General features: G+C 46.6%; 18 protein-coding genes, 2 tRNA genes and 3 pseudogenes. 13 read left to right on the top strand and 10 right to left on the bottom strand.

Features of this window, described 5'->3' with window-relative positions; all coding sequences use genetic code 11:
* The 3 genes and pseudogenes from tnpA to T411_RS0110070 form a co-directional block, all read left to right on the top strand.
* A pseudogene (tnpA, locus tag T411_RS01000000119295) lies at window positions 1-254 on the top strand (IS200/IS605-like element IS1004 family transposase); the annotation flags it as partial.
* Window positions 255-314: 60 nt separating this feature from the next.
* Window positions 315-548 (top strand): annotated as a pseudogene (locus tag T411_RS0110075) (RlmF-related methyltransferase); the annotation flags it as partial.
* Window positions 549-620: 72 nt separating this feature from the next.
* Window positions 621-845, top strand: a complete 225-nt coding sequence (locus tag T411_RS0110070) for a hypothetical protein (RefSeq protein WP_001217307.1) — start codon at window positions 621-623, stop codon at window positions 843-845.
* 3 nt (window positions 846-848) lie between these two features.
* Here T411_RS0110070 and pilW read toward each other — a convergent pair whose 3' ends face one another.
* The gene (gene pilW, locus T411_RS0110065) at window positions 849-1,562 is read right to left on the bottom strand and encodes a type IV pilus biogenesis/stability protein PilW (RefSeq protein ID WP_000799873.1); all 714 of its coding nucleotides are present in this window, start codon (window positions 1,560-1,562) and stop codon (window positions 849-851) included.
* 208 nt (window positions 1,563-1,770) lie between these two features.
* Entirely contained in the window at window positions 1,771-2,712 is a 942-nt protein-coding gene (gene metA, locus T411_RS0110060) for a homoserine O-acetyltransferase MetA (protein ID WP_001122740.1), read from the bottom strand.
* Window positions 2,713-2,852: 140 nt separating this feature from the next.
* On the opposite strand from metA, the gene T411_RS0110055 reads away from it, so the two are divergent.
* Window positions 2,853-3,227: an ATP-binding protein gene (locus tag T411_RS0110055; RefSeq protein WP_001247361.1), complete on the top strand. Its 375-nt coding sequence runs from the start codon at window positions 2,853-2,855 to the stop codon at window positions 3,225-3,227.
* 3 nt (window positions 3,228-3,230) lie between these two features.
* On the opposite strand, the gene T411_RS0110050 is transcribed toward T411_RS0110055, so the two are convergent.
* The 5 genes from T411_RS0110050 to T411_RS0110030 all read right to left on the bottom strand — a co-directional run bounded on the left by T411_RS0110050 (window position 3,231) and on the right by T411_RS0110030 (window position 8,360).
* Window positions 3,231-4,379 carry an ABC transporter permease gene (locus T411_RS0110050; RefSeq protein WP_000171811.1) on the bottom strand — a complete coding sequence of 383 codons (1,149 nt, stop codon included), beginning with the start codon at window positions 4,377-4,379 and terminating at the stop codon, window positions 3,231-3,233.
* Window positions 4,376-5,524, bottom strand: coding sequence for an ABC transporter permease (locus T411_RS0110045; protein WP_000679656.1), 1,149 nt, complete (start codon window positions 5,522-5,524; stop codon window positions 4,376-4,378). Before T411_RS0110045 ends, T411_RS0110050 begins: the two co-directional genes overlap by 4 nt.
* 18 nt (window positions 5,525-5,542) lie before the next feature.
* A complete protein-coding gene (locus T411_RS0110040) occupies window positions 5,543-6,517 on the bottom strand; it encodes an HlyD family secretion protein (protein WP_000859623.1) in 975 nt (324 codons plus the stop codon).
* 11 nt (window positions 6,518-6,528) lie between these two features.
* Window positions 6,529-7,959, bottom strand: coding sequence for a TolC family protein (locus T411_RS0110035; RefSeq protein WP_000865460.1), 1,431 nt, complete (start codon window positions 7,957-7,959; stop codon window positions 6,529-6,531).
* A 167-nt stretch (window positions 7,960-8,126) separates the two neighbouring features.
* Entirely contained in the window at window positions 8,127-8,360 is a 234-nt protein-coding gene (locus T411_RS0110030) for a hypothetical protein (RefSeq protein ID WP_001250488.1), read from the bottom strand.
* 328 nt (window positions 8,361-8,688) lie between these two features.
* On the opposite strand from T411_RS0110030, the gene T411_RS0110025 reads away from it, so the two are divergent.
* From T411_RS0110025 to T411_RS0110005, 5 genes are all read left to right on the top strand, one after another.
* Entirely contained in the window at window positions 8,689-10,305 is a 1,617-nt protein-coding gene (locus T411_RS0110025) for an ATP-binding protein (RefSeq protein WP_000262309.1), read from the top strand.
* Window positions 10,305-10,991, top strand: a complete 687-nt coding sequence (locus tag T411_RS0110020; RefSeq protein ID WP_000857631.1) for a response regulator — start codon at window positions 10,305-10,307, stop codon at window positions 10,989-10,991. The genes T411_RS0110025 and T411_RS0110020 overlap by 1 nt, the downstream gene beginning before the upstream one ends.
* A 65-nt stretch (window positions 10,992-11,056) precedes the next feature.
* Window positions 11,057-11,833: a substrate-binding periplasmic protein gene (locus T411_RS0110015; protein ID WP_001198755.1), complete on the top strand. Its 777-nt coding sequence runs from the start codon at window positions 11,057-11,059 to the stop codon at window positions 11,831-11,833.
* A gap of 27 nt (window positions 11,834-11,860) precedes the next feature.
* Complete coding sequence (locus T411_RS0110010; protein WP_000070389.1) at window positions 11,861-12,838, top strand: chemotaxis protein; 978 nt, start codon at window positions 11,861-11,863, stop codon at window positions 12,836-12,838.
* Between the two features lie 131 nt (window positions 12,839-12,969).
* On the top strand, window positions 12,970-13,773 hold the full coding sequence (locus tag T411_RS0110005) for a hypothetical protein (RefSeq protein ID WP_001223052.1): 804 nt from the start codon (window positions 12,970-12,972) through the stop codon (window positions 13,771-13,773).
* A gap of 20 nt (window positions 13,774-13,793) precedes the next feature.
* On the opposite strand, the gene T411_RS1000000120175 is transcribed toward T411_RS0110005, so the two are convergent.
* The gene (locus T411_RS1000000120175; RefSeq protein WP_001890013.1) at window positions 13,794-13,913 is read right to left on the bottom strand and encodes a hypothetical protein; all 120 of its coding nucleotides are present in this window, start codon (window positions 13,911-13,913) and stop codon (window positions 13,794-13,796) included.
* On the opposite strand from T411_RS1000000120175, the gene T411_RS0110000 reads away from it, so the two are divergent.
* Window positions 13,888-14,577, top strand: coding sequence for a DUF2726 domain-containing protein (locus T411_RS0110000; protein WP_000229271.1), 690 nt, complete (start codon window positions 13,888-13,890; stop codon window positions 14,575-14,577). The genes T411_RS1000000120175 and T411_RS0110000 overlap by 26 nt on opposite strands.
* A 2-nt stretch (window positions 14,578-14,579) precedes the next feature.
* Here T411_RS0110000 and T411_RS01000000119290 read toward each other — a convergent pair.
* A pseudogene (locus T411_RS01000000119290) lies at window positions 14,580-15,636 on the bottom strand (GGDEF domain-containing protein).
* A 271-nt stretch (window positions 15,637-15,907) separates the two neighbouring features.
* Between T411_RS01000000119290 and T411_RS0109985 the strand changes: the two are divergent.
* Window positions 15,908-15,984, top strand: a tRNA-Val gene (locus T411_RS0109985).
* Window positions 15,985-16,005: 21 nt separating this feature from the next.
* A tRNA-Val gene (locus T411_RS0109980) sits at window positions 16,006-16,082 on the top strand.
* Between the two features lie 169 nt (window positions 16,083-16,251).
* Here the strand turns inward: T411_RS0109980 and T411_RS0109975 are convergent.
* Window positions 16,252-17,013 carry a substrate-binding periplasmic protein gene (locus T411_RS0109975; RefSeq protein WP_000950475.1) on the bottom strand — a complete coding sequence of 254 codons (762 nt, stop codon included), beginning with the start codon at window positions 17,011-17,013 and terminating at the stop codon, window positions 16,252-16,254.
* Between the two features lie 211 nt (window positions 17,014-17,224).
* On the opposite strand from T411_RS0109975, the gene T411_RS0109970 reads away from it, so the two are divergent.
* Complete coding sequence (locus tag T411_RS0109970) at window positions 17,225-18,658, top strand: MDR family MFS transporter (protein ID WP_000082298.1); 1,434 nt, start codon at window positions 17,225-17,227, stop codon at window positions 18,656-18,658.
* Window positions 18,659-18,935: the final 277 nt, after the last annotated feature.

Here is an 18,935-nt window from a genome sequence, read left to right as displayed (position 1 = left end):
TCCACTTAGTTGCGATAATTCCGCCCAAAGTATCGATTTCGACGTTGATGGGAGTTTTAAAGGGTAGGAGTGCAATTAGGCTATTCAACAAGTTTCCACATATCAGGAAAAAGTTATGGGGAAATCATTTTTGGGCGCGAGGCTATTTTGTGGATACGGTAGGTGTAAATGAAGAAATCATTAGACGGTATGTACGGCATCAAGACAAAAAAGAGCTTGAGCAAGAGCAGCAGTTAGAGTTATTGAGAGACTAACAGCGTCGTGGCCCCCTTTTAGGGGGCTTATATTAAAACCGCCTTCTAAGAAGGCGGATTTTTATTGGTAAAATGGCGGTAGAAAGCCAGCAGTTCGCGCAGCAAGTGCTTTGGTTTAGCACTTTGATTTCTAAAGGTGATAACGTTCGTGGCATGAAAAAACAGCTGGAAAAACTCGGGGCTCAGTCGATACATGTAATAGAGATGGCACAAGGGCAGAAGATAAGTCGCTTTATTGCTTGGAGTTTTCAAAATGCAGAGCAGCGCAAGCTGTGGTGGCAGGCAAAATGTTAAGCTTTAAACAAGTTACTGAACATGAAAAGTAAAAAGCCAATCGCTCCTAAATAAAAATCCAGGAGGGGCAAGATGAGAATTGAAGACGTTCCACTCTACGCACCCTGCCAGCCTCATTGGCTGTGTGTTCCTTTTATGAGTATTTTTGCGTTACTGCTCTTGATTGGATTGGTTTTTTTTATTCGGATTATTTATCGCGAATACTTAAAAATTCAGCGCGCGCAAAAAGTGCGCCGATTGCGGCGCACTCATTATCGAGATCGTCAGGGCGGTGGTCGTCCAACCAATATCAAATAAACCTTAAGAGAGAGAATTTAATAGGGTTTGATATTTTTGCTCTAACGCAGAATTCCCAGCGCGTTTTTCTAATTCAATCAGTAGTTTGAGTGAGGCTTTTTGATAGCCATAACGCTGATTCAAGTCCATTAAACGTAAGCGAGCGGGTGTGTAGTCGCCGGCTTCAATCTCCATTTTAGTCAGCTGTAAAATGGACAGCAGACGATTTGGATCGTGATCGATAGCACGTTTGAAATATTCACGAGCGTTGTCCGTTTTCCCTGCTTTGAGAGCACACAATCCGGCGTTCTCGTAACTGGCTGAAATTAAGTAGTAATAAGGTTGCTCGACCGCACGGCGAAAGTATTGATCTGCCGTGTCATACTCGCCTTGCTTACACAAAAAGGTACCGAAGTTATTCAGCACATTACCGTTTTTCGGGTGCTCGCTTAGTGCCGTGCGGTACATTTTCCGCGCAGCATCATTTTCACCAACAGCCTCATAATAGTGCGCCATTGAAAGTTGTGAGCGGTAATAATCCGGCGCATGCTGTAGTGCTTTTTCTAAATTTTCCCGTGCCTTGATCATGCTGCCATTTTCTAAATAGCCTAAACCAAGGGCAATGCGCGCCTCTGCCATCTCAGTTGGGTCACTTTGCGTTGCGTTACCCGCCGTTTCAGTGACGGTGACGCAGCCTGCTAAGGCGATTATGAGCCCTAAACCAAACACATTTTTCATACATCCCTCCCGTTAACGCCTCAATGATAGGCAATTCAATTGGGAGGCCGAGCGGTGAGGTTTAAGTCTGCGAGTCAGTTGGCAAATCTATTGATGTATCCCCCTTCTGACTTCAAGCTGCAACGCCAAGTGGATGGGATATCAGGCAGAAGTTAAAGGCGGAAAGGCGAGTAAAGGGATAAAAGGCCGCACAGGGCGGCCGGAAGGATTATTCGTCTTTGGTAAAATTGGCTTCGCTGAATTTTTCCAAATCATACGGTGTTTGTTGATAAACGCAGTAGTTAAGCCAGTTGGCAAACAGCAAGTGCCCGTGGCTACGCCAACTGGCGCAAGGTTTGTTATCTGGGTTGTCATTGGGGTAGTAATTGACGGGGATCGCAGGATTAAGCCCTTCGCCCAGATCACGCACATATTCACCATGTAGGGTGTAAGCATCGTACTCAGGGTGGCCAGTCACAAACACGTTACGCTTATCTTTGGTCGCTGCGAGGTAAACGCCCGCCACATCGGACGTTGCCAGAATATCGAGATCAGTATGCTCAGCCAAAAATTCCGCATCAAAATCTGCGTAGCGAGAGTGCGGAGCGAGAAAGCGATCATCAAACCCACGCAGTAGAGGGTGAAACGGCTTATGGATGTCGTGGTAATAGACACCGGACAGTTTCTCTTCACGCGTACGTTTGGGCAAATTGTACAGCAGCTTCAGCCCAGCTTGCGCCGCCCAACAGATGTAAAGAGTGGAGGTCACATGCGCTTTAGCCCAAGCCATGATGTTTTGTAGATGCTGCCAATAGGCGACATCCTCAAATTGTACTAAGCCCAGTGGCGCGCCCGTGATGATTAACCCATCGAAGTTGCGATTTTTGACCAGCTCAAATTGGCGATAGAAGGTGTTGAGATGCTCTTCTGGAGTATTTTTGCTTGGCCTGTCATCGATGCGCAGCAGCTCGATATCGACCTGCAAAGGGGAGTTGGACAAGAGGCGTAAAAACTGAGTTTCCGTCTCAATTTTTTTAGGCATTAAGTTTAACAATAGCACCTTGAGTGGGCGTATTTCCTGCGTCGAAGCACGCGATTCGGACATAACGAAGATGTTTTCGTTACGTAGCACATCACTCGCCGGTAATTGGTCGGGGATTCTAATCGGCACAGCTTTCTCCCTAAGCATTAATTTGGACGTCTAAACATCCAGACTTATAACTCAACCGAAAATTATTGTCGATAGCAAAATGCAACGAACCTCAATCTAAGTTAGTATCTCTCGGCACAATTGACTACTGTGAATCAAGTATGCGACCTCATTTAACCCTTATTCGCGGTTTGCCAGGTTCGGGGAAATCAACCTTGGCGAAGACCTTGTCTGCTGTCCATCTGGAAGCAGACATGTATTTTGTTAATCCACAAGGTGAGTACCATTTTCGCCCCGAACACTTGGCGCAAGCCCATGAATGGTGTCAACAACAGACGGAATACTGGCTGCAACAAGGCAAAGACGTGGTGGTATCGAATACTTTTGTTCGGCATTGGGAGATGGCGGTATACCGAAAACTTGCCCGACAATATCGAGCTAAGCTGACGATTCTGGTGTGTCGAGAGCGTTATCAAAACGTGCATGGGGTGGATGAAGCCACTGTCGAACGCATGCGTCAACAGTGGCAAGAGTAGACATTATTGTGGGTGTTTAGCGGTACGCTGGCGATCTCGGCGTAAAAGATAAAACGCCAAACCGCCCCATACCAAAGCCTGTGCCCAAAGGAGTGTCCATTTTGGTGCTATGGTTGACCAACTGGCCGCCATTTGGTTTAAACCCAGAAAGCCTTGGATTGCCGGTGTGCTTGGGAAGCACTGCGCAAGCCAGACTAAAGGCGCAGGGATCATTTCCAACGGCCAAATAAATCCAGCGGTAAAAATCAGTGGCATGGAGCTAATTAACACCACCAAAGTGACCAGTTCGCGTCTTGGAGTCACTGCTCCCAACGCAATACCGACAAAATTACAGGCTAATAAAAACGGCAAGAGCAAACTGATGAGATCACTTGGCTTTGCTAAAGTATTCACGCCGTGCAAATCAAAACTGGCACCGAAATAATAAAGACTCAGCAAGTAGTAGACCGCAACCAGCACAAAACTACGCACTAACAACAGTTTGGCAGGGGCGACTCGGCTCCAATAGCCGTGACCTTGCTTTTGTGTCCCAACCATCAATCCAGCCGCCATGATCAGCGTTTGCTGCAGGATCAATACAAAAACGGCGGGTACGACGTAATCGACATAGCCCATACGTGGGTTAAAAGTGGGTTTCAGGTTGGCATTGGTTGGCGAGAAATGCTGCGCGGCAAACGCCATCGGTTCACCTTCGATGACCAAACGACTGACTTTGGTTTGTGCTGCGAGTGTACCGCCCGCTTGGGCTAAACCTTCAACAATCGTACCGTAAACCAGAAAATAGGAAGCATCACCCGCATAAGCGAGCGTTGGACTTTTACCCAGTAGCAAATCTTTGTAGAAATGTTCAGGAATCACCAAGATGCCTGCGACTTTCTTGTCTAAGAAAGCTTGTTTGGCATCGGCAATGGTGTGATCACGCTGAACAATTTTGACTTGCGGCGTGGCATCCACCATCCGCTCCAGTTGAAAACTGGCCTGACTTTGATCGAGATTGACCACAGAAACGGTCTGTTCACGGGGGATCTGCTTGGCGTAAGGCAACGGGTAGAGGAAAGAATAAAACACCACGCCACCAAAAACGGTCAGCACGACAACAGGGTTGGTGAAGAGTGCTTTTAATTCTGCTTTAAATAGCTCAAATAAGGTCATACGGCAGCTCCCATTTCCCGCGCTAAATGCTTGCGGATCAGAAGTAGCGCCAAACCAAGCGGCAGAAGATAGCCCCACATATTGACCATAGGCTGTAAAGAACTTAAGGCATCAAGCCCATAACTCACTTGGTTCACTTGCACTTCAATGTAGTGGCTGATCGGTAACAAATTGCGCCACGCTTGAGCGAGCGTGTTCATATCGCTTGCCGGAAAGGTGATCCCCATAAAGGCAAAACTGGGCGCAGTGAAAGCGCCAGCAAAGCTCATCGCGCGAGCGGGATCGAGCGTGAGGAAATAGAAAAATGCCCCCATGATCACGCATGCCACCACGGTAATCGATTGAGCAAGCAGCAAAGTGGAAAAGTGACCAAACATAGGCCAGCGCAGTACATCATAAAACCAGATCAAAAAACCAAGCCCTTGCAGCATGAAAATGGGGAGATAGGGCAATAGGGTTCGGGTTAACTGGGTTAAGGGAGACTGCGCGAGCCAAGACTTTAACCCGTAATGACGATAGTTGGCTGCCAGAATCAAAATGGTGCTAACGACAATGGTGATTTGCCATAAAGCAGGAACAATCGCCGACACCAAAAATTGCGCATAGTTGGTATTTTGGTTAAAGAGTGGCGTTATTTGTGTGCGTACGGGCACCGAGCGCCCCATGGCCGCAAGGGTAGTATGCGTTTTGGTGGCGAGATTTTTCATCACATCCACTTGAGCATTAAATGTGCCTTGTGCTTGCACCACCGCTGAGTTAACGAGCTTACCGACCAAAATCATTTGGCTGTTGTAAAAGGTCGTTACTTGCGGCTGCTCTTGACGATAAGTGGCTTTATCGAATTGTGCGGGGATCACCATAAAGCCATAGATCTGATTACTGCGCATTGCTTGGCTGGCTTCATCGACGCTCGCAAAATGCTGACTGACAAGCAGTGTCGATGTCGCATCGACCTCACGAATAAGCTGGCGTGAAAGCTGGCTGTGGGAAAAGTCCACCACACCAAACGGCAGATCGCGCGCTATGCCTTGGGAAAAAATCCACCAAATGGAGACGGCGAGCAGAATGGGCACCCATGTTAAACAGGAAAGTAACCATTTATCGTGACGCAGTAACGTCCATTGGCGGGGGATGGCGTGCTTCATTTTAAGTTCAACCACAACTTATAACTTAACCACAACGCTCATGCCCATACGCAGGCCTTCGGTTGGCGTGACTGGACGTGCTTCCACTTCAAACGTACGTAGGTCAAACCCTTGAGTGGCATCGGTTGAGCGCCAAGTGGCGAAATCGCCCATCACGGCGACGTGAGTGACTTTAAACTCGATGGATTTATCCAGAGCTGGCAAATAAGCCGTAAACTGAGCACCTTGGGTAAAGTGTTTGAGCAGATCTTCACGCACGTTAAATACTGCCCAAGTGTCTTGCGTATCGACCACTGTGACGACAGGGAAACCTTGCGGAGCCAGCTCACCACTGTGCATCAACACTTGTGATACTTCACCATCAAACCAACTTTGAATCTTGGTATCGGCGGCATATGCCTCGACTTCAGCCACCGCACCAGCAGCCATGCGTGCTTTTTCGAGCGCGGCTTGTTTCGTCTCTTCTCGTGCACCTTCTTTGGCTAATTGATACATCTGCAACGCTGCACTTTCGGTGTATTTGGCGGCTTGCCATTGGGTTTGCGCTTCGTCCCGTTTTTGTTCGGAAACCACACCATCGTTGTAAAGGTTATTGACGCGCAGATACGTTTTTTCAGCCAGTTCTGCTGCCGCTTGGGCTTTGAGCCATTGATCTTTGGCGGCCTGAATCTGCTGTTCACGCGCACCATTTTCTGCTTCTTGAGCCAGTGCCCCCGCGGCTTTCTGGCCAGCGATCGCTTGTTCCAACTTGGCATCAATTTCAGGGCTGAGTAGAGTGAAGATCAGTTGGCCTTTTTCCACTTGATCGCCCTTGCGCACCAAAACTTGGTCAATGCGCCCCGGCACTTTAGAGGAGATGCTGTACTGCTGAGACTCAATCTGGCCTTGCAGTGTGACTGGTTCAGGTTGATAGGCTTGATAAAAGCGATAGCCAATCCAGCCAACAACAGCGACAGCGGTGAGCGTCATTAAGGTCGTTTTTACCGTTTTCATTTGGATTCCTTTTACTTAGCCGTGGCGCTTTGGTGCAGTGAAGAGAGAGCAACTGCGGATTGATGGTAAGTGGAGAAGCTGCTCATCTCGCTCGACAGAGCCAATAATTTGTTTAGTGAAATGAGATAGTTAAAGCTCGCTAGCGATTGTTGGGTGCGAATGCTGGCCAGATAAAGCTCGGCATCTACCACATCGACGGAGGTGGATAAACCTTGGCTGAACGCTTTTTGGCGTAAACGCAGGTTCTCTTGTGCCAAATTCAGACTGGAATTGAGTCCTGTGACTTCTTCTAACGCTTGTTCTGCTTCGAGATAGGTCTTTTCCACCAGCACGCTGAGATCTTGTTTTGCTTGTGCTTTTAAATAGCGCACTTGATTCACTGCGCTATTGGCTGCTTTGACTTGTTCACTGCGCCCGCTGTTTTCAATCAGCGGAATATTCACACCAACGCCAACCAACCAATCCGGTTTCATTTGGCTAGCGAGTGAGTCATCTTCATGCAAGCTATAATCGCCATACAGATAGACTTCTGGGTAGTATTTCCCTTGCTCAGCTTTAATGAGACTGCTGGCTTGCTTTTCTTTGGCATCGAGCAGGCTTAAACCGGGATAGGTATTGAGCGTTTGTTCGATGAAGGCGTGCATGGGCGGTAAGCTGGTGTTGATGAACAGCATGCCACTCGGTTCTACGGTTTCTGTAGCGCCTAAAATTTGGGTTAGCGCACTTTGCGCAATGTCCAAGGTTTTTTGTGCTTTTTTACGCTCAACTTTGGCTTTATCCAGTGACGCATCCGCTTGCAGGCGCTCGACATGAGCAATTTGTCCTTGTTGCTCAAGTTTAAGGGCATTATCTCTGTGTTGCGTGAGTCCCTCTTCAACCGCGATTCGGGTAGCGAGCACCTCTTTGGCCAACACTACGCTAAAGTAATATTTGGCTAAATCTTCATATCGCGCTTGTATTTCCATCGCGAGCTGACTTTGCGCTTCCTCTTCTTTACCCGCGGCGGCATCTTGCGCAGCAGTAATTCGTCCGCCAGTAAAAATTGGCCAAATCGCACGGATCGAGGAAGTGAAAATATCGCGTTCAGTGATGGTAGATTTAGCGGCTCCCAGATGAGTAACTAGTGGTAAGAGACTAGGCGATAGGCTAGCAATCAGATTTGGGTCTATTCCGCCAGCGCTGTCTACTATCTGCTTGCCGGAAAGTGTTACATCCTGATCAAGCCGCGTAAAATTGGCTCCCACACTGACCGAGGGTAGATTGAGATTTTGTGTGGCATCTTTCAGATGAGCGTAACGTTCCACATTGGCTCTTTGCGCCGCAAGCGAGTTGTTTTGTTGTTGCAGCAAGTCCCAAGCTTCTTGAAATGAGAGAGGCGCTGCATGAGCAATCGGCATAAATAATATAGAGCAGATCGCCAGAGAGAGAGATTTCACTTTCATTTTGAGCTCGACAGAATGAATTTAGAGCTAATGCTCTATTTTTTGGATGATGAAGTCAAACAAAGAGTTAAGGACCGCAGTATAAAAAACTGACTTGCAAGAGCAAGCCAGTTGTTTGAGTAATCGGTTTTGACGCCCAAAAACGTCTCTTGAACGTAGGAAAGTGATCAAAAATGAGGGTAGGAGGGGCAATAGTAATCGGCTCTCCAAACTAACTTTTTGGTTCCCTGCATAGTCGTCAGTACGTCTTTGCCTGACATTTGAGGAAAAGCGAACAAAACACGCATCTCATCATGCGTTTCTGGCTCGATTTCGTAAGCCCTCACATGAGTAAATGTCGAGTGTAAATGCTCACAAAGCATGTCTTTGGATAGGCAAATTCCAAAAGCATCTCTTCTCATGTCTCTATTCCTTCTGACGTGTTATTGAGTGAACTTGGCCGCAATTTCTATTCTCAGTCTTATGCCTGAATTGCATCCCAGTTAGGTTTATGCTCACTGCGCATTAAGTATACTGCTTAACCTAGAAAGTTGCCGGAGCAAAGTGCCTATTTGTTGTGACCTGTGCCATAAAACAGATATGCAATTGGTTTTATTTTTTTGATGCCATGATCTGCCTTGCTGGCATATGGCTAACGTGAATCTCGTGCCAGCCTCACAGTTATGTATTGCGAGCTTCGCCCCAATGTTAAATTGATGTTAGCTTTCACTCGCTAGCAAGGAGTGAACAATGGTGTGGAGCAGTATCACCTTCCGCAAGAGAATGCTGATCATCATGACCTTATCGGGTCTGATTGAGCTGCTACTTTTGGTTGCCGCAGGGTTTATGTACGTCAAACATTCTCAAGAGCAAGAGGTTGGCCAGAAAGCGCTGGGCGTTGCGGCATTCCTTGCACAAACTCCAGCGGTCATCAACATGATCAAGACCGGCCGTGCTTCCGATGATCAGCAGCAAAGCTATCGTGAACTGACTCAACTAATAGGCGCAGCGTTTATTGTGATTGGCGACAATCAAGGTATTCGATTAGTTCATCCCATTGATGAAAGGATCGGTAAGCCTATGGTGGGGGGCGATAACGAGAGAGCGCTAGTGGAAGGCGAAGCTTATGTCTCTTTCGCTCAAGGTTCGTTAGGCAAATCGGTTCGTGGTAAAGCGGCGGTGGTGGATCAACACGGTCAAATCATCGGTGTCGTTTCGGTTGGCTATTTAATTGAGCGGCTACAAGACCGCGTTGAGCCATTTTTATTCTATCTGATTGCTACCGCGTTACTGGTGGTAGGCGCCAATGCACTGGTTTCTAGCTATGCCTCACGACGTTTTCAGCGCGCTATTTTGGGGTTTGAGCCGGAAGAAATTGCCCGTTTGTACGTGGAACTGGATGTGACCATGAGCACCCTCAAAGAAGGGATCATCAGTATTGATGACAAAGGGATCTTACGTTCGATCAATAAAAGTGCTTGTGAAATTTTGGGATTACGCCGCGAACAAGCTCTTAATCGACGCTTGACCACCATTCTGCCAGAAAGTGATCTCTATACGGTTTTGGCGACCGGAAGAACCGATCACGATATTGAGCTCTATCTGAATAAGCATTGGATAATTGCCAACCGCAGCCCGATCGTGGTTGAGGGAAAAGTCGTCGGGGCGGTATCCAGTTTCCGTCTCCGTGATGAAATTAATGAACTCACTGAGCAGTTGGCCCAAACCCGTGAGTACGCAGAGATGCTGCGTTCTCAGACCCATGAGCACAGGAATAAATTGAATACTATTAGTGGGTTACTGCAAATGGGTGAATTGGATGCCGTGCAGCAACTGATTGGTCAAGAAACTGAGCACTACCAAGTGTTGATTGAGTTTTTACGTGAAACAATCAAAGACCCTCTGATTGCAGGGATGCTGCTTGGCAAAACAGAGCGCGCTCGCGAGCTGGGCTTGGAACTCATGGTGGAAGACGGGGCACGTTTAGAAACGCTGCCGATTCATATTAAAGCGGAAGATGTGGTGACCATTCTCGGTAACCTGATCGATAACGCGTTTGAAGCGACCTTAACCGCGATACGTACGCTGTCGCCAGTTCCACCGGAACGCAGAGTGATTGAGGTCTCGATCAGTGATTTTGGTAACGAAATCATTTTGGAAGTGGATGATCAAGGTTGCGGTTTACCTAAAGAGCTGGAACATTGGCAGCTAACGGAAAAAGGGGTGTCGAGCAAAGCCGTGCAAAACCGAGGGGTGGGGCTGTTTTTAGTCAAACAGCTTGCCGATCGTTATCAAGGACAACTGGACATGCACAGCAAAGCGCAAGGTACTCGAATGACAGTGTATTTACCCAAGGATGAGTTGTAATGAAAACCCGACTCCTGATCATTGAAGATGATGCTGCGATAGCGCAGCTTCATCATCGCTATTTAAGTCAGTTAGAAGGCTTTGAGGTAGTGGGGATCGCGATGTCTCAAGCGGATGCGCGTTTACAGATGGAAGTGCTTAACCCTGATTTGGTGCTGTTGGACGTTTATTTACCGGATGGAACGGGCCTTGAGCTGTTGCAATGGATTCGTGGACGTAATGTTCATTGCGATGTGATTTTAATTACGGCGGCGCGCGAGGTGGAGACACTGCAACAAGCGATGCGTGGTGGTGTGGTGGATTATCTGCTCAAGCCTGTGATGTTTCCAAGGCTGGAAACCGCACTAAGAAAATACCAAATGCGGCAAGCTGAGCTAAAACAGTTGGCGGATTTTGATCAGCAGAAAGTCGACAAAATGTTCACCACACATTCCTCAGAAGCCTTACCGCAACGTTTACCGAAAGGCATTGACGCCGTGACATTGGATAAGATTCGGTTGCTATTTCAAACGGCTACCATGCTGACGGCGGACGAGGCAGGTGAAAAAATTGGGGCTAGCCGCACAACAGCCCGACGCTATCTTGAGTATCTTATCACTGCTGGAGAGTTGGAGGCCGATCTCAGTTATGGTACGGTGGGACGCCCAGAACGAACGTACCGTAAATTACATCGTCACACATCCTGATTAGACGGATTGGATAACTGCATCTAAAGTTTAAACAGATTACACGAATGTGATGAGGTCGACAGATGCAATGGCGTTTTTGTTTGACAACAGTACTGGGTGTTGTTCTGAGCTTTAGTCCTAGTGTGAAGGTTCAGGCTCAGGGGCTGGAATCGTTAACGTACTACACAGAAAACTATCCACCACTGAATTTTGCTAAAGAAGACGGTAAACCCGCGGGGATTGCGGTGGATTTACTCCTAGAAGCCGCGGCGGCGGTTAATGTCACCTTGAACTTGGATCAGATTTTTGTTCAACCTTGGCCACGTTCTTATCGGTCGGCGTTGTTAAAACAGGATGGAGTACTTTTTTCTACGACACGTACAACACATCGTGAAAATTTATTTAATTGGGTCGGCCCTATTGCCGATATCAAAGTGGTAGTGCTGGCACGAAAGTCGAGTCAGATCAAAGTGAATGACCCTATCGAGTTAGGAAATTACCGAATTGGTGTGATCCGTGATGACATTGGAGAACAGCAATTACTGCAACTCGGTGTACCACGGGAATCCATGGTAGAAGGTTCCACCGTCAGTAGCTTGGCCGAGCAATTGCTAAAAAAACGCATTGATCTGCTCGCTTATGATGAAAGAACCGCACTTTGGTGGATGAGCCAAGATAGCTATCCCGTTGAAGAATTTGAAACGGTATACGTTTTGATGCAAGGTTCACTGTATTACGCATTTAACAAAAACATAGATAAGTCGGTATTGAACGATTTACAAAAAGGCATTGAGCTGATCAAAAACAGCGTCAATGAGAATGGTGTAACTCGTTATCAGGCAATACTGGACAAATATTGATAACCATCCCGAGAAGATGTGACGATTATGAGCAACCCAAGCAGTACTATTTTGACTGAAAGCGGCACTAACGAGCTAGAAATCATTGAGTTTCATCTCGAAAAAGTGCTTCCCGATGGGCGGACCAAAACCTGTTATTACGGCATTAACGTTGCCAAGGTTCGTGAAGTTATTCGGGTTCCAGAGACGACTGACTATCCGAATGCCCAGCCACACATGATTGGGGTATTTTCTTCACGGGAAATTTTAACCCCCTTGGTGGATTTAGCCGGATGGCTCGGTGTGCCGACTTCAACGGATATCAGTAAGAAATACGTGATAGTCACCGACTTCAACCGTATGACGAATGGTTTCTTGATCGACAGTATCAGCCGTATTCATCGTATTTCGTGGAACGATGTGGAATCACCTAGCCAGTTCCTCGAAGCAGGTGAGCAAGATTGTGTGGTTGCGGTCGTTCGACAAGACAAAAAGCTCATCATGATCCTGGATTTTGAGAAGATCATTTCTGATATCAACCCTGAACTGAGTATGGAAAAATACGATGTGACGGTGGATAGAAAAGTCGACCTCAACCAGCGTATGGTGACCAAGCGTAATGCGAAAACCATTATGGTCGTTGATGACTCTGCCTTTATCCGAAGCTTAATCCAAGACACATTGAGTTCAGCGGGTTACAACATTATTGCTTGTAAAGATGGTGGCGAGGCCCATGAAAAGCTGATGGAGCTCAAGCAAGCCGCAAAAGAGGAGAATGTGCCGGTTAGTGAGCTGATCGATGCCGTCGTCACGGACGTGGAAATGCCAAGAATGGATGGTATGCACCTTATTAAACGTTTACGTGATGATGATTCGTACTCCTCGATGCCTATAGTCATGTTCTCATCATTGATGAGTGATGATAACCGTGCCAAAGCATTAGCACTTGGTGCTAATGATACGTTGACGAAACCTGAGATCGGTAAAATGGTCGCGATGATGGATAAATATATCCTGAATATGTGAGATGGGTGGAGCGTTGCTCCGCTTTTCTCAGGAGCGAGAATGTCGCCATCACTCATGTGTTCTACAGTAAAGAATAATCTGTATCTTGCTGGCAGATGAAAGGTAGAAGATGAAGTCGCAGTGGAGGCGATATGCGCATATCTTGGTTATCCATTCTCCTATGGTTCTCGACAAGTGCTTTTGCTAACCATCAAACCATTACTTTGGTTTTAGCGGCACAAAACGATAACGGGCATGCCTATTATCATGAGTTGTTGGCTCGTGCTTTAGCCGATCAAGGCATCTCTCTAGTGGTGGAAACGCCATATACTCATTTGCCGCAGAAACGAGTGGTGAAAATGGTTGAAAACAATCAACTGTCACTCACTTGGTTATTGGAAACCCCAGAGCGCAATAAAAAGTTTGTTCATGTCGATGTGCCCCTAACCAATGGTTTGATAGGGCAACGCATTTTATTAATTCCGCCCAGCTTACAAAGCCGTTTAGATAAAGTCTCTAACCTAAATGAATTTCGTCAAACACGGCTGGTGGCTGGGCTAGGTGAGGGATGGCTGGATGTTGCCGTCTGGCGCTCCAACCATTTACCTTTTTATATCCAAAATGGAGAGTGGCGTGGCCTATACAAAAAGCTTTCTGTCTCGGGGGCGGTGAACTACTTCCCGCGCGGTGTGACTGAAATCTATCAAGAATCCATTCTCAATCCGCATTTAGCGATAGAGCAGCATCTATTATTTCAATATCAGCGAGATTTTAAATTTTACCTCAGCCCTCAAGCTGCTCAGTATCAAGCACTATTGGAACAAGCATTGAAGGCGGCACAAGAGTCCGGCTTAATGCGTGAACTAACCGAGAAGTATTGGGGAGAATCGCTCTCCTTATTAAGGCTTGATCAAAGACAGGTGATTGAGTTGCAGGTACCTGTTGAAGATAAATAACCCGTGTTTCCCTAACCACTTTATTTTCCGCACAAAATCAGCAATAGAAACTGGTTTTTCAGTACAACATCAGTTATCAATGACACTAATTCTTTTCTTTGGCTCAAATACTTTATGGTTGAAATTTTTATTGTCGTCATACTGTTAGTTCTGTTCTTTTTCGTGATTCAAAAATATGTCATTCGTCACGATGACACAAAGGACTATGCCTATAAAAAGAAAGGCCCACTACTGGATATGAAGGAAAGCGCTTTCTTTAACGCACTAGTGAGTGCGGTTGGCGATCATGGCGTGGTCTTAGCGAAAGTGAATATGACCAATGTGATCACTCCAAGTAAAGTCGCGAACAAAAAGCACTGGTTTATTGCTTATAACAAGATCTCAAAAAGCTACTTTGACTTTGTGGTGTGCGATGCAAGAACGCTTGAACCCAGAGTCGTGCTCGAATTGGATGATGGGAAAGAGCTGCAAAAGGGCAAAGTAGAACGAGAAAAGTTGCTGCTGCACGTTTGTAAATCGGCCAATATCCCATTGATTGGCACCAATATTCGCATGAGTTATCAAGTTGGCAAGTTAAGACGTTTACTCGCCGCGCACATCGATTTAATTCAAACCGAGCAGGAAGTGCGTTTTTGTAAACGCTGCGGCAGTCCTATGGTGATTAAAGTTGCCACACAAGGAGAATACCGTGGGAGACGATTCTTTACCTGTAGTCGACAACCACACTGTTCCTACACGGAGAATTACAACGTGGTTTATGAATTTGAAGAAGAGGACAACGCCAGCAATCCCAGCGTTAATTAAACTCACACGTTCTCGGTTTGTTGATTAACCATAGTAGGATTGGTTGAGCCATGTCTGAATAGGCGAACCTGATTTCTTCCCGCCTTTTTGGCTCGATACAATTCCATATCCGCAAATTTCAGGAGATCGTTCAGTTGATCTCCTGCTTGATATTCACACACACCGATACTGATCGTCACTTGTACTCGTTTCTCTCTAAACGCGAACAGATGCTGGCTGACAATCGCTCTTAAGTGTTCGCAAACACGCCCAGCTTGCTCAAGCGATTGATCAAATAAAGTAACGCAAAACTCTTCACCGCCAATTCGATATAAATTGTTGTCACCGACAACTTGAGTAAAAAGGCGAGTGGTTTCAATCAGCACTTTATCTCCGGTGTCATGGCCGAATTGATCATTAATCGATTTGAAAAAATCCAAATCAATGACGAGCAAACAGAGTGAGGTTTGATCACTAAACCGTTCAAAATGTTGAAATGATGTAGTGAGTGACAAACGGTTGTGTGCGCCAGTTAAAGGATCACGCGAAGCAAGATAGAGTAGGGAGTTTTCAATTTTACGTCGGTTATCTTCGTAAACATGGGCAACCACCCAAATTCCGATATAAGCAAAGATGCAGGAGCACTGACCAAGAGAGGGCCGCGCCAGTTTGCTGCAACTGCCAGTAAATAATGTTGCTTTGTATGATCAAAAACAGGCAAGAGGTAACAAAGGCAAAGCGAGCAGAGGTAAAAATGTAAAACAGGATGGGAACGAAGCAGCTCCAAATATAAACCCCCATCATTAAAGGCTTCATATAGGTCGCGAAAAGCGTTGTGCCAGTTAATATAAACAAATAAAGATAAACTTGTTGTTTGGTATGAATACGACGCTTAGCCAGAGAATAAATATACAGGGAGTAGAAAGCGCAAACGAGCTCAAGTGACGCGAGTTCGACTAACCGTGTTGACCAGAAATTGATCAGCGCCATCAAGAAAGCGATCAAAGCCCAAAAGAAACTTAGGCCGCATAGCACTGAAGCTCGAAGCGTTTGTGTATTGTCAAATAACCTAGCATCCATGCACTCACCCTCTCCGGGGCTAAACGTAAGCGTTTATAGTACAGAGTTGAATATCTTGATCAATATTGATCTTGAATGCATGTCACAAAAGTAGACGGCGCTCTAATTCTGCAAACTCTTCGCGGTTCAGTAAATCCAGGCCGTAAAAGAACACTAAAAGCACAAAAAAACATCAAAATGATGACAGAAAAGCCAAACGATTCAAAAACAAAGAAATTGGGCTTGCACGTCAGAAAAACTGCCGCTAATATCCACCTCGTTCTCAAGCGATGCGTCCGTAGCTCAGTTGGTTAGAGCACCACCTTGACATGGTGGGGGTCGGTGGTTCGAGTCCACTCGGACGCACCATGAGAAGCTTAAAAACAGTATGCGTCTATAGCTCAGTTGGTTAGAGCACCACCTTGACATGGTGGGGGTCGGTGGTTCGAGTCCACTTAGACGCACCAGAATTTGTTCAAGATGAACACCCCACAAAGCCCGCTTAATGCGGGCTTTGTGCTTTTCATCACTACAACTATTTGCGGCTGCTGTGCTCTTGGCAACGCCGATTGTTGGTCTATCTATGCTCATGGGTATGAGTTCACATGCCTCTTACCTGATATTCCAAGTCTATCGCTACTGTTTTTTCTTCTTCTTTTGCGTTTGAACGAGGTAATGATTAAACACGCCTAATAACTCTTGGCTGCGCGCACTTTGCTTGGGAAACAGCAGATAATTACTGTTAGTGAGAAAAGGTGTGGGGTGGTGGGTGATCAAATCTTGCAAATGTGGAATTTGTTGGTTGATGAGGTAGTAGCCAATATGTTTTTCCTCTGGTACCAGATCGACTCGGCCTTTAGCGAGTTTTTCGAGATTTTTTGCCGCTAAGCCATCGCGTTCCATCGTCAGTACGCCAGAGTCGAGTAGGGCATCCAACTCTTTACCATAGCTGTAGGCCAGTACGCCGCCTAACTTATAAGGGGCTAAATCGCTTAAGGTTTTCCAATCAAATGGCTTTTTAACGGGATAAAAGAAAACAAACTCTTCTTGGCTCACTGGCAAGCTATAGAAAAAATCGATTTCACGCTCCGCGCTGTGCATCCAGATCGCAGTGGCATCGTACAAACCGCGTTGGGTTTCAGCATAAGCTCTTGCCCATGGTAAAAACTGGAATTCCACTTGATAACCTTGCTTGGTAAAAGCTTGGGTGATGATTTCACCAACAAAACCATAGTTAGGTAAATCACTGCCGATAAAAGGTGGCCATTCGCCGGATGCAATACGCACGAGTTTATCCTCTGCGTTGGGGGAGGATTGTGCATACAGCAGCGCGGGACATAATCCTATGATGAGCAAGCAGCAGCGCACATAACGTTTTAAGTATCCGTTGCTCAGCATGACGGTTCCTTGGTGGTCTAGGCTAGTCTTTGAATAATGGGTAAGTTGACTCCTCACTGTCAAATCATAGGTTTAATTTTTATCGGCTTTTTTGATTCAGTTGACGAAATTTAAGGAGTAAGCTTGAGCGCGAGATGTCCACATCATGCTGATTTTATGAATATCTTAAGTGGATGTTGTCGTGTTCTAGTGAGTTATCGATGAGGAAGGTATGTCGCAGCCTGTAGATAGAAAAACCTTTTTGGGCATCTTTTTTACGGTTTTTTTGCCAATGTTTTTGGCGGCCGTTGATCAAACCTTGCTGGCTACCGCGACGCCTGCGATTGTGCGCGATCTCGGCAACTTGCAACTTTCTTCGTGGATTGCGATTGGTTACATGCTGGCAAGTGCAGCCAGTGTTCCGGTTTACGGCTGGTTAGGGGATCAGTATGGACGTAAACCGATGTTAATGATTGCGCTGAGTATTTTTGCCTTAGGTTCCGTCATTTGTGCTTTTGCAATGAATATGCCGTGGTTGGTGGCTGGTCGGATTGTACAAGGACTGGGTAGCGGCGGCTTAATGAGCTTATCACAAGCCTTGATCGGGGAATTAGTACCGCCCCGCGAGCGTGCCCGTTTTCAGGGCTATTTTTCCTCACTTTTTGCGGTGGCCAGTATTGGGGGGCCAGTGTTAGGTGGTGTATTGGTAACCTACCTTTCTTGGCAATGGCTGTTTTGGTTTAACCTGCCGCTTGTGGGCATCGCTTTGTATCGACTGGCACGATTTCAATTTGTGCAAAGTTCGCGTAAGTCTGAGGCTTCAATTGATGTGGCTGGGCTTATCCTGTTTCCCAGTATGATGACTCTCATCATCTATTGGCTTTCGGCTGGCGGGCACTATTTTCCGTGGTTCTCGGTCACCAGCATAAGCCTAGTGAGTGCATTTGTTTTAACGAGCTTGCTGTTTATCGCCCAGCAAAAGCGAGTCACGGCTTCCTTTTTACCACTCCGTTTATTGGCGCGTCGTGAAATACATATTCCGTTGCTCTCCACGTTCATTTTCGCGGCTTGTTTGTTTGCGCTGATCTTCTTTTTACCGATTTTTTTACAGCTCGGCTTACGAGTTAACGCAGCACAATCGGGACTACTGCTTATCCCCCTGTCATGCGGCATTATTGGTGGCGCCTATACGACCGGTAAAGTGATTGCTAAAACAGGAGTGCCCAAATTTTTGCCTGTGTTTGGTATGAGTTTAAGTAGCTGCGCCTTTGCTGTGTTGGCGATGTTTTCACTCTCTGCGCCCGTGGTGAGTGCGATTGCTGCCTTATGTGGTTTAGGCTTAGGCACTGTGATGCCCTCAACCCAAGTTTTAGTTCAAACATTGGCAGGCAAAGCCAATTTAGGGCGGATCACCGCGATGGCTTCACTGAGCCGCTCGTTAGGGGCATCGGTCGGCACCGCTTTCTTTGGTACATTGATTTACTCCTTACTTCCCGGTTTATCGCCAAACAGTGGTTTGCAGGCGATTGCCGCATTGCCACAAAGTGAAATTTTGCATGCTTTTCAAATTGGCTTTGCGGTTGCGGCGCTGCTTGCGTTGCTAGGGGCATTGAATGCGTTGCGCGCTCCGAAAATTCAGTTGGATGATTACGCCTTTGACTCTTAAATATCACTATACCTAAACGATTTGGAGTTGCAGGTGCAGTAACCAGATTGACTCGCCCTGTACGCCTTGTGTAAACGTTTAACTTTGATGCTTGAAGAGAGCATGACATTTCTCCCTCAATTGGGCGGAGTGCCACGCGCAATACGCTGTCACTGACCGTCAACCATTCCCGTTGATTGGGTGTTCCTTGTCTGCTATTGCTTTGACATCCATTACCTTTTTATCAGACTTCACAATATGCGGCGTTTAGAGCAGATGAGTTTGGCTGCCTTAGTGA

The sequence above is a fragment of the Vibrio cholerae ATCC 14035 genome, from assembly GCF_000621645.1.
GTDB classification, from domain to species: Bacteria; Pseudomonadota; Gammaproteobacteria; order Enterobacterales; family Vibrionaceae; genus Vibrio; species Vibrio cholerae.
The sequence above is the reverse complement of the archived record's forward strand: the minus strand, read 5'-3'. Positions and strand labels throughout refer to the sequence as shown.

What these genes read in the sequence shown, in the direction of transcription:
- T411_RS0110010 (WP_000070389.1), top strand. Translation starts at nt 11,861, where the DNA reads ATGAGCAACCCAAGCAGTACTATTTTGACTGAAAGCGGCACTAACGAG.
- T411_RS0110000 (WP_000229271.1), top strand. Translation starts at nt 13,888, where the DNA reads ATGGTTGAAATTTTTATTGTCGTCATACTGTTAGTTCTGTTCTTTTTC.
- T411_RS1000000120175 (WP_001890013.1), bottom strand. Translation starts at nt 13,913, where the DNA reads ATGACGACAATAAAAATTTCAACCATAAAGTATTTGAGCCAAAGAAAA.
- T411_RS0110020 (WP_000857631.1), top strand. Translation starts at nt 10,305, where the DNA reads ATGAAAACCCGACTCCTGATCATTGAAGATGATGCTGCGATAGCGCAG.
- T411_RS0110035 (WP_000865460.1), bottom strand. Translation starts at nt 7,959, where the DNA reads ATGAAAGTGAAATCTCTCTCTCTGGCGATCTGCTCTATATTATTTATG.
- T411_RS0110045 (WP_000679656.1), bottom strand. Translation starts at nt 5,524, where the DNA reads ATGAAGCACGCCATCCCCCGCCAATGGACGTTACTGCGTCACGATAAA.
- T411_RS0109975 (WP_000950475.1), bottom strand. Translation starts at nt 17,013, where the DNA reads ATGCTGAGCAACGGATACTTAAAACGTTATGTGCGCTGCTGCTTGCTC.
- T411_RS0110055 (WP_001247361.1), top strand. Translation starts at nt 2,853, where the DNA reads ATGCGACCTCATTTAACCCTTATTCGCGGTTTGCCAGGTTCGGGGAAA.
- T411_RS0110030 (WP_001250488.1), bottom strand. Translation starts at nt 8,360, where the DNA reads ATGAGAAGAGATGCTTTTGGAATTTGCCTATCCAAAGACATGCTTTGT.
- T411_RS0110015 (WP_001198755.1), top strand. Translation starts at nt 11,057, where the DNA reads ATGCAATGGCGTTTTTGTTTGACAACAGTACTGGGTGTTGTTCTGAGC.
- T411_RS0110040 (WP_000859623.1), bottom strand. Translation starts at nt 6,517, where the DNA reads ATGAAAACGGTAAAAACGACCTTAATGACGCTCACCGCTGTCGCTGTT.
- T411_RS0110025 (WP_000262309.1), top strand. Translation starts at nt 8,689, where the DNA reads ATGGTGTGGAGCAGTATCACCTTCCGCAAGAGAATGCTGATCATCATG.
- T411_RS0110070 (WP_001217307.1), top strand. Translation starts at nt 621, where the DNA reads ATGAGAATTGAAGACGTTCCACTCTACGCACCCTGCCAGCCTCATTGG.
- T411_RS0109970 (WP_000082298.1), top strand. Translation starts at nt 17,225, where the DNA reads ATGTCGCAGCCTGTAGATAGAAAAACCTTTTTGGGCATCTTTTTTACG.
- T411_RS0110005 (WP_001223052.1), top strand. Translation starts at nt 12,970, where the DNA reads ATGCGCATATCTTGGTTATCCATTCTCCTATGGTTCTCGACAAGTGCT.
- T411_RS0110050 (WP_000171811.1), bottom strand. Translation starts at nt 4,379, where the DNA reads ATGACCTTATTTGAGCTATTTAAAGCAGAATTAAAAGCACTCTTCACC.
- pilW (WP_000799873.1), bottom strand. Translation starts at nt 1,562, where the DNA reads ATGAAAAATGTGTTTGGTTTAGGGCTCATAATCGCCTTAGCAGGCTGC.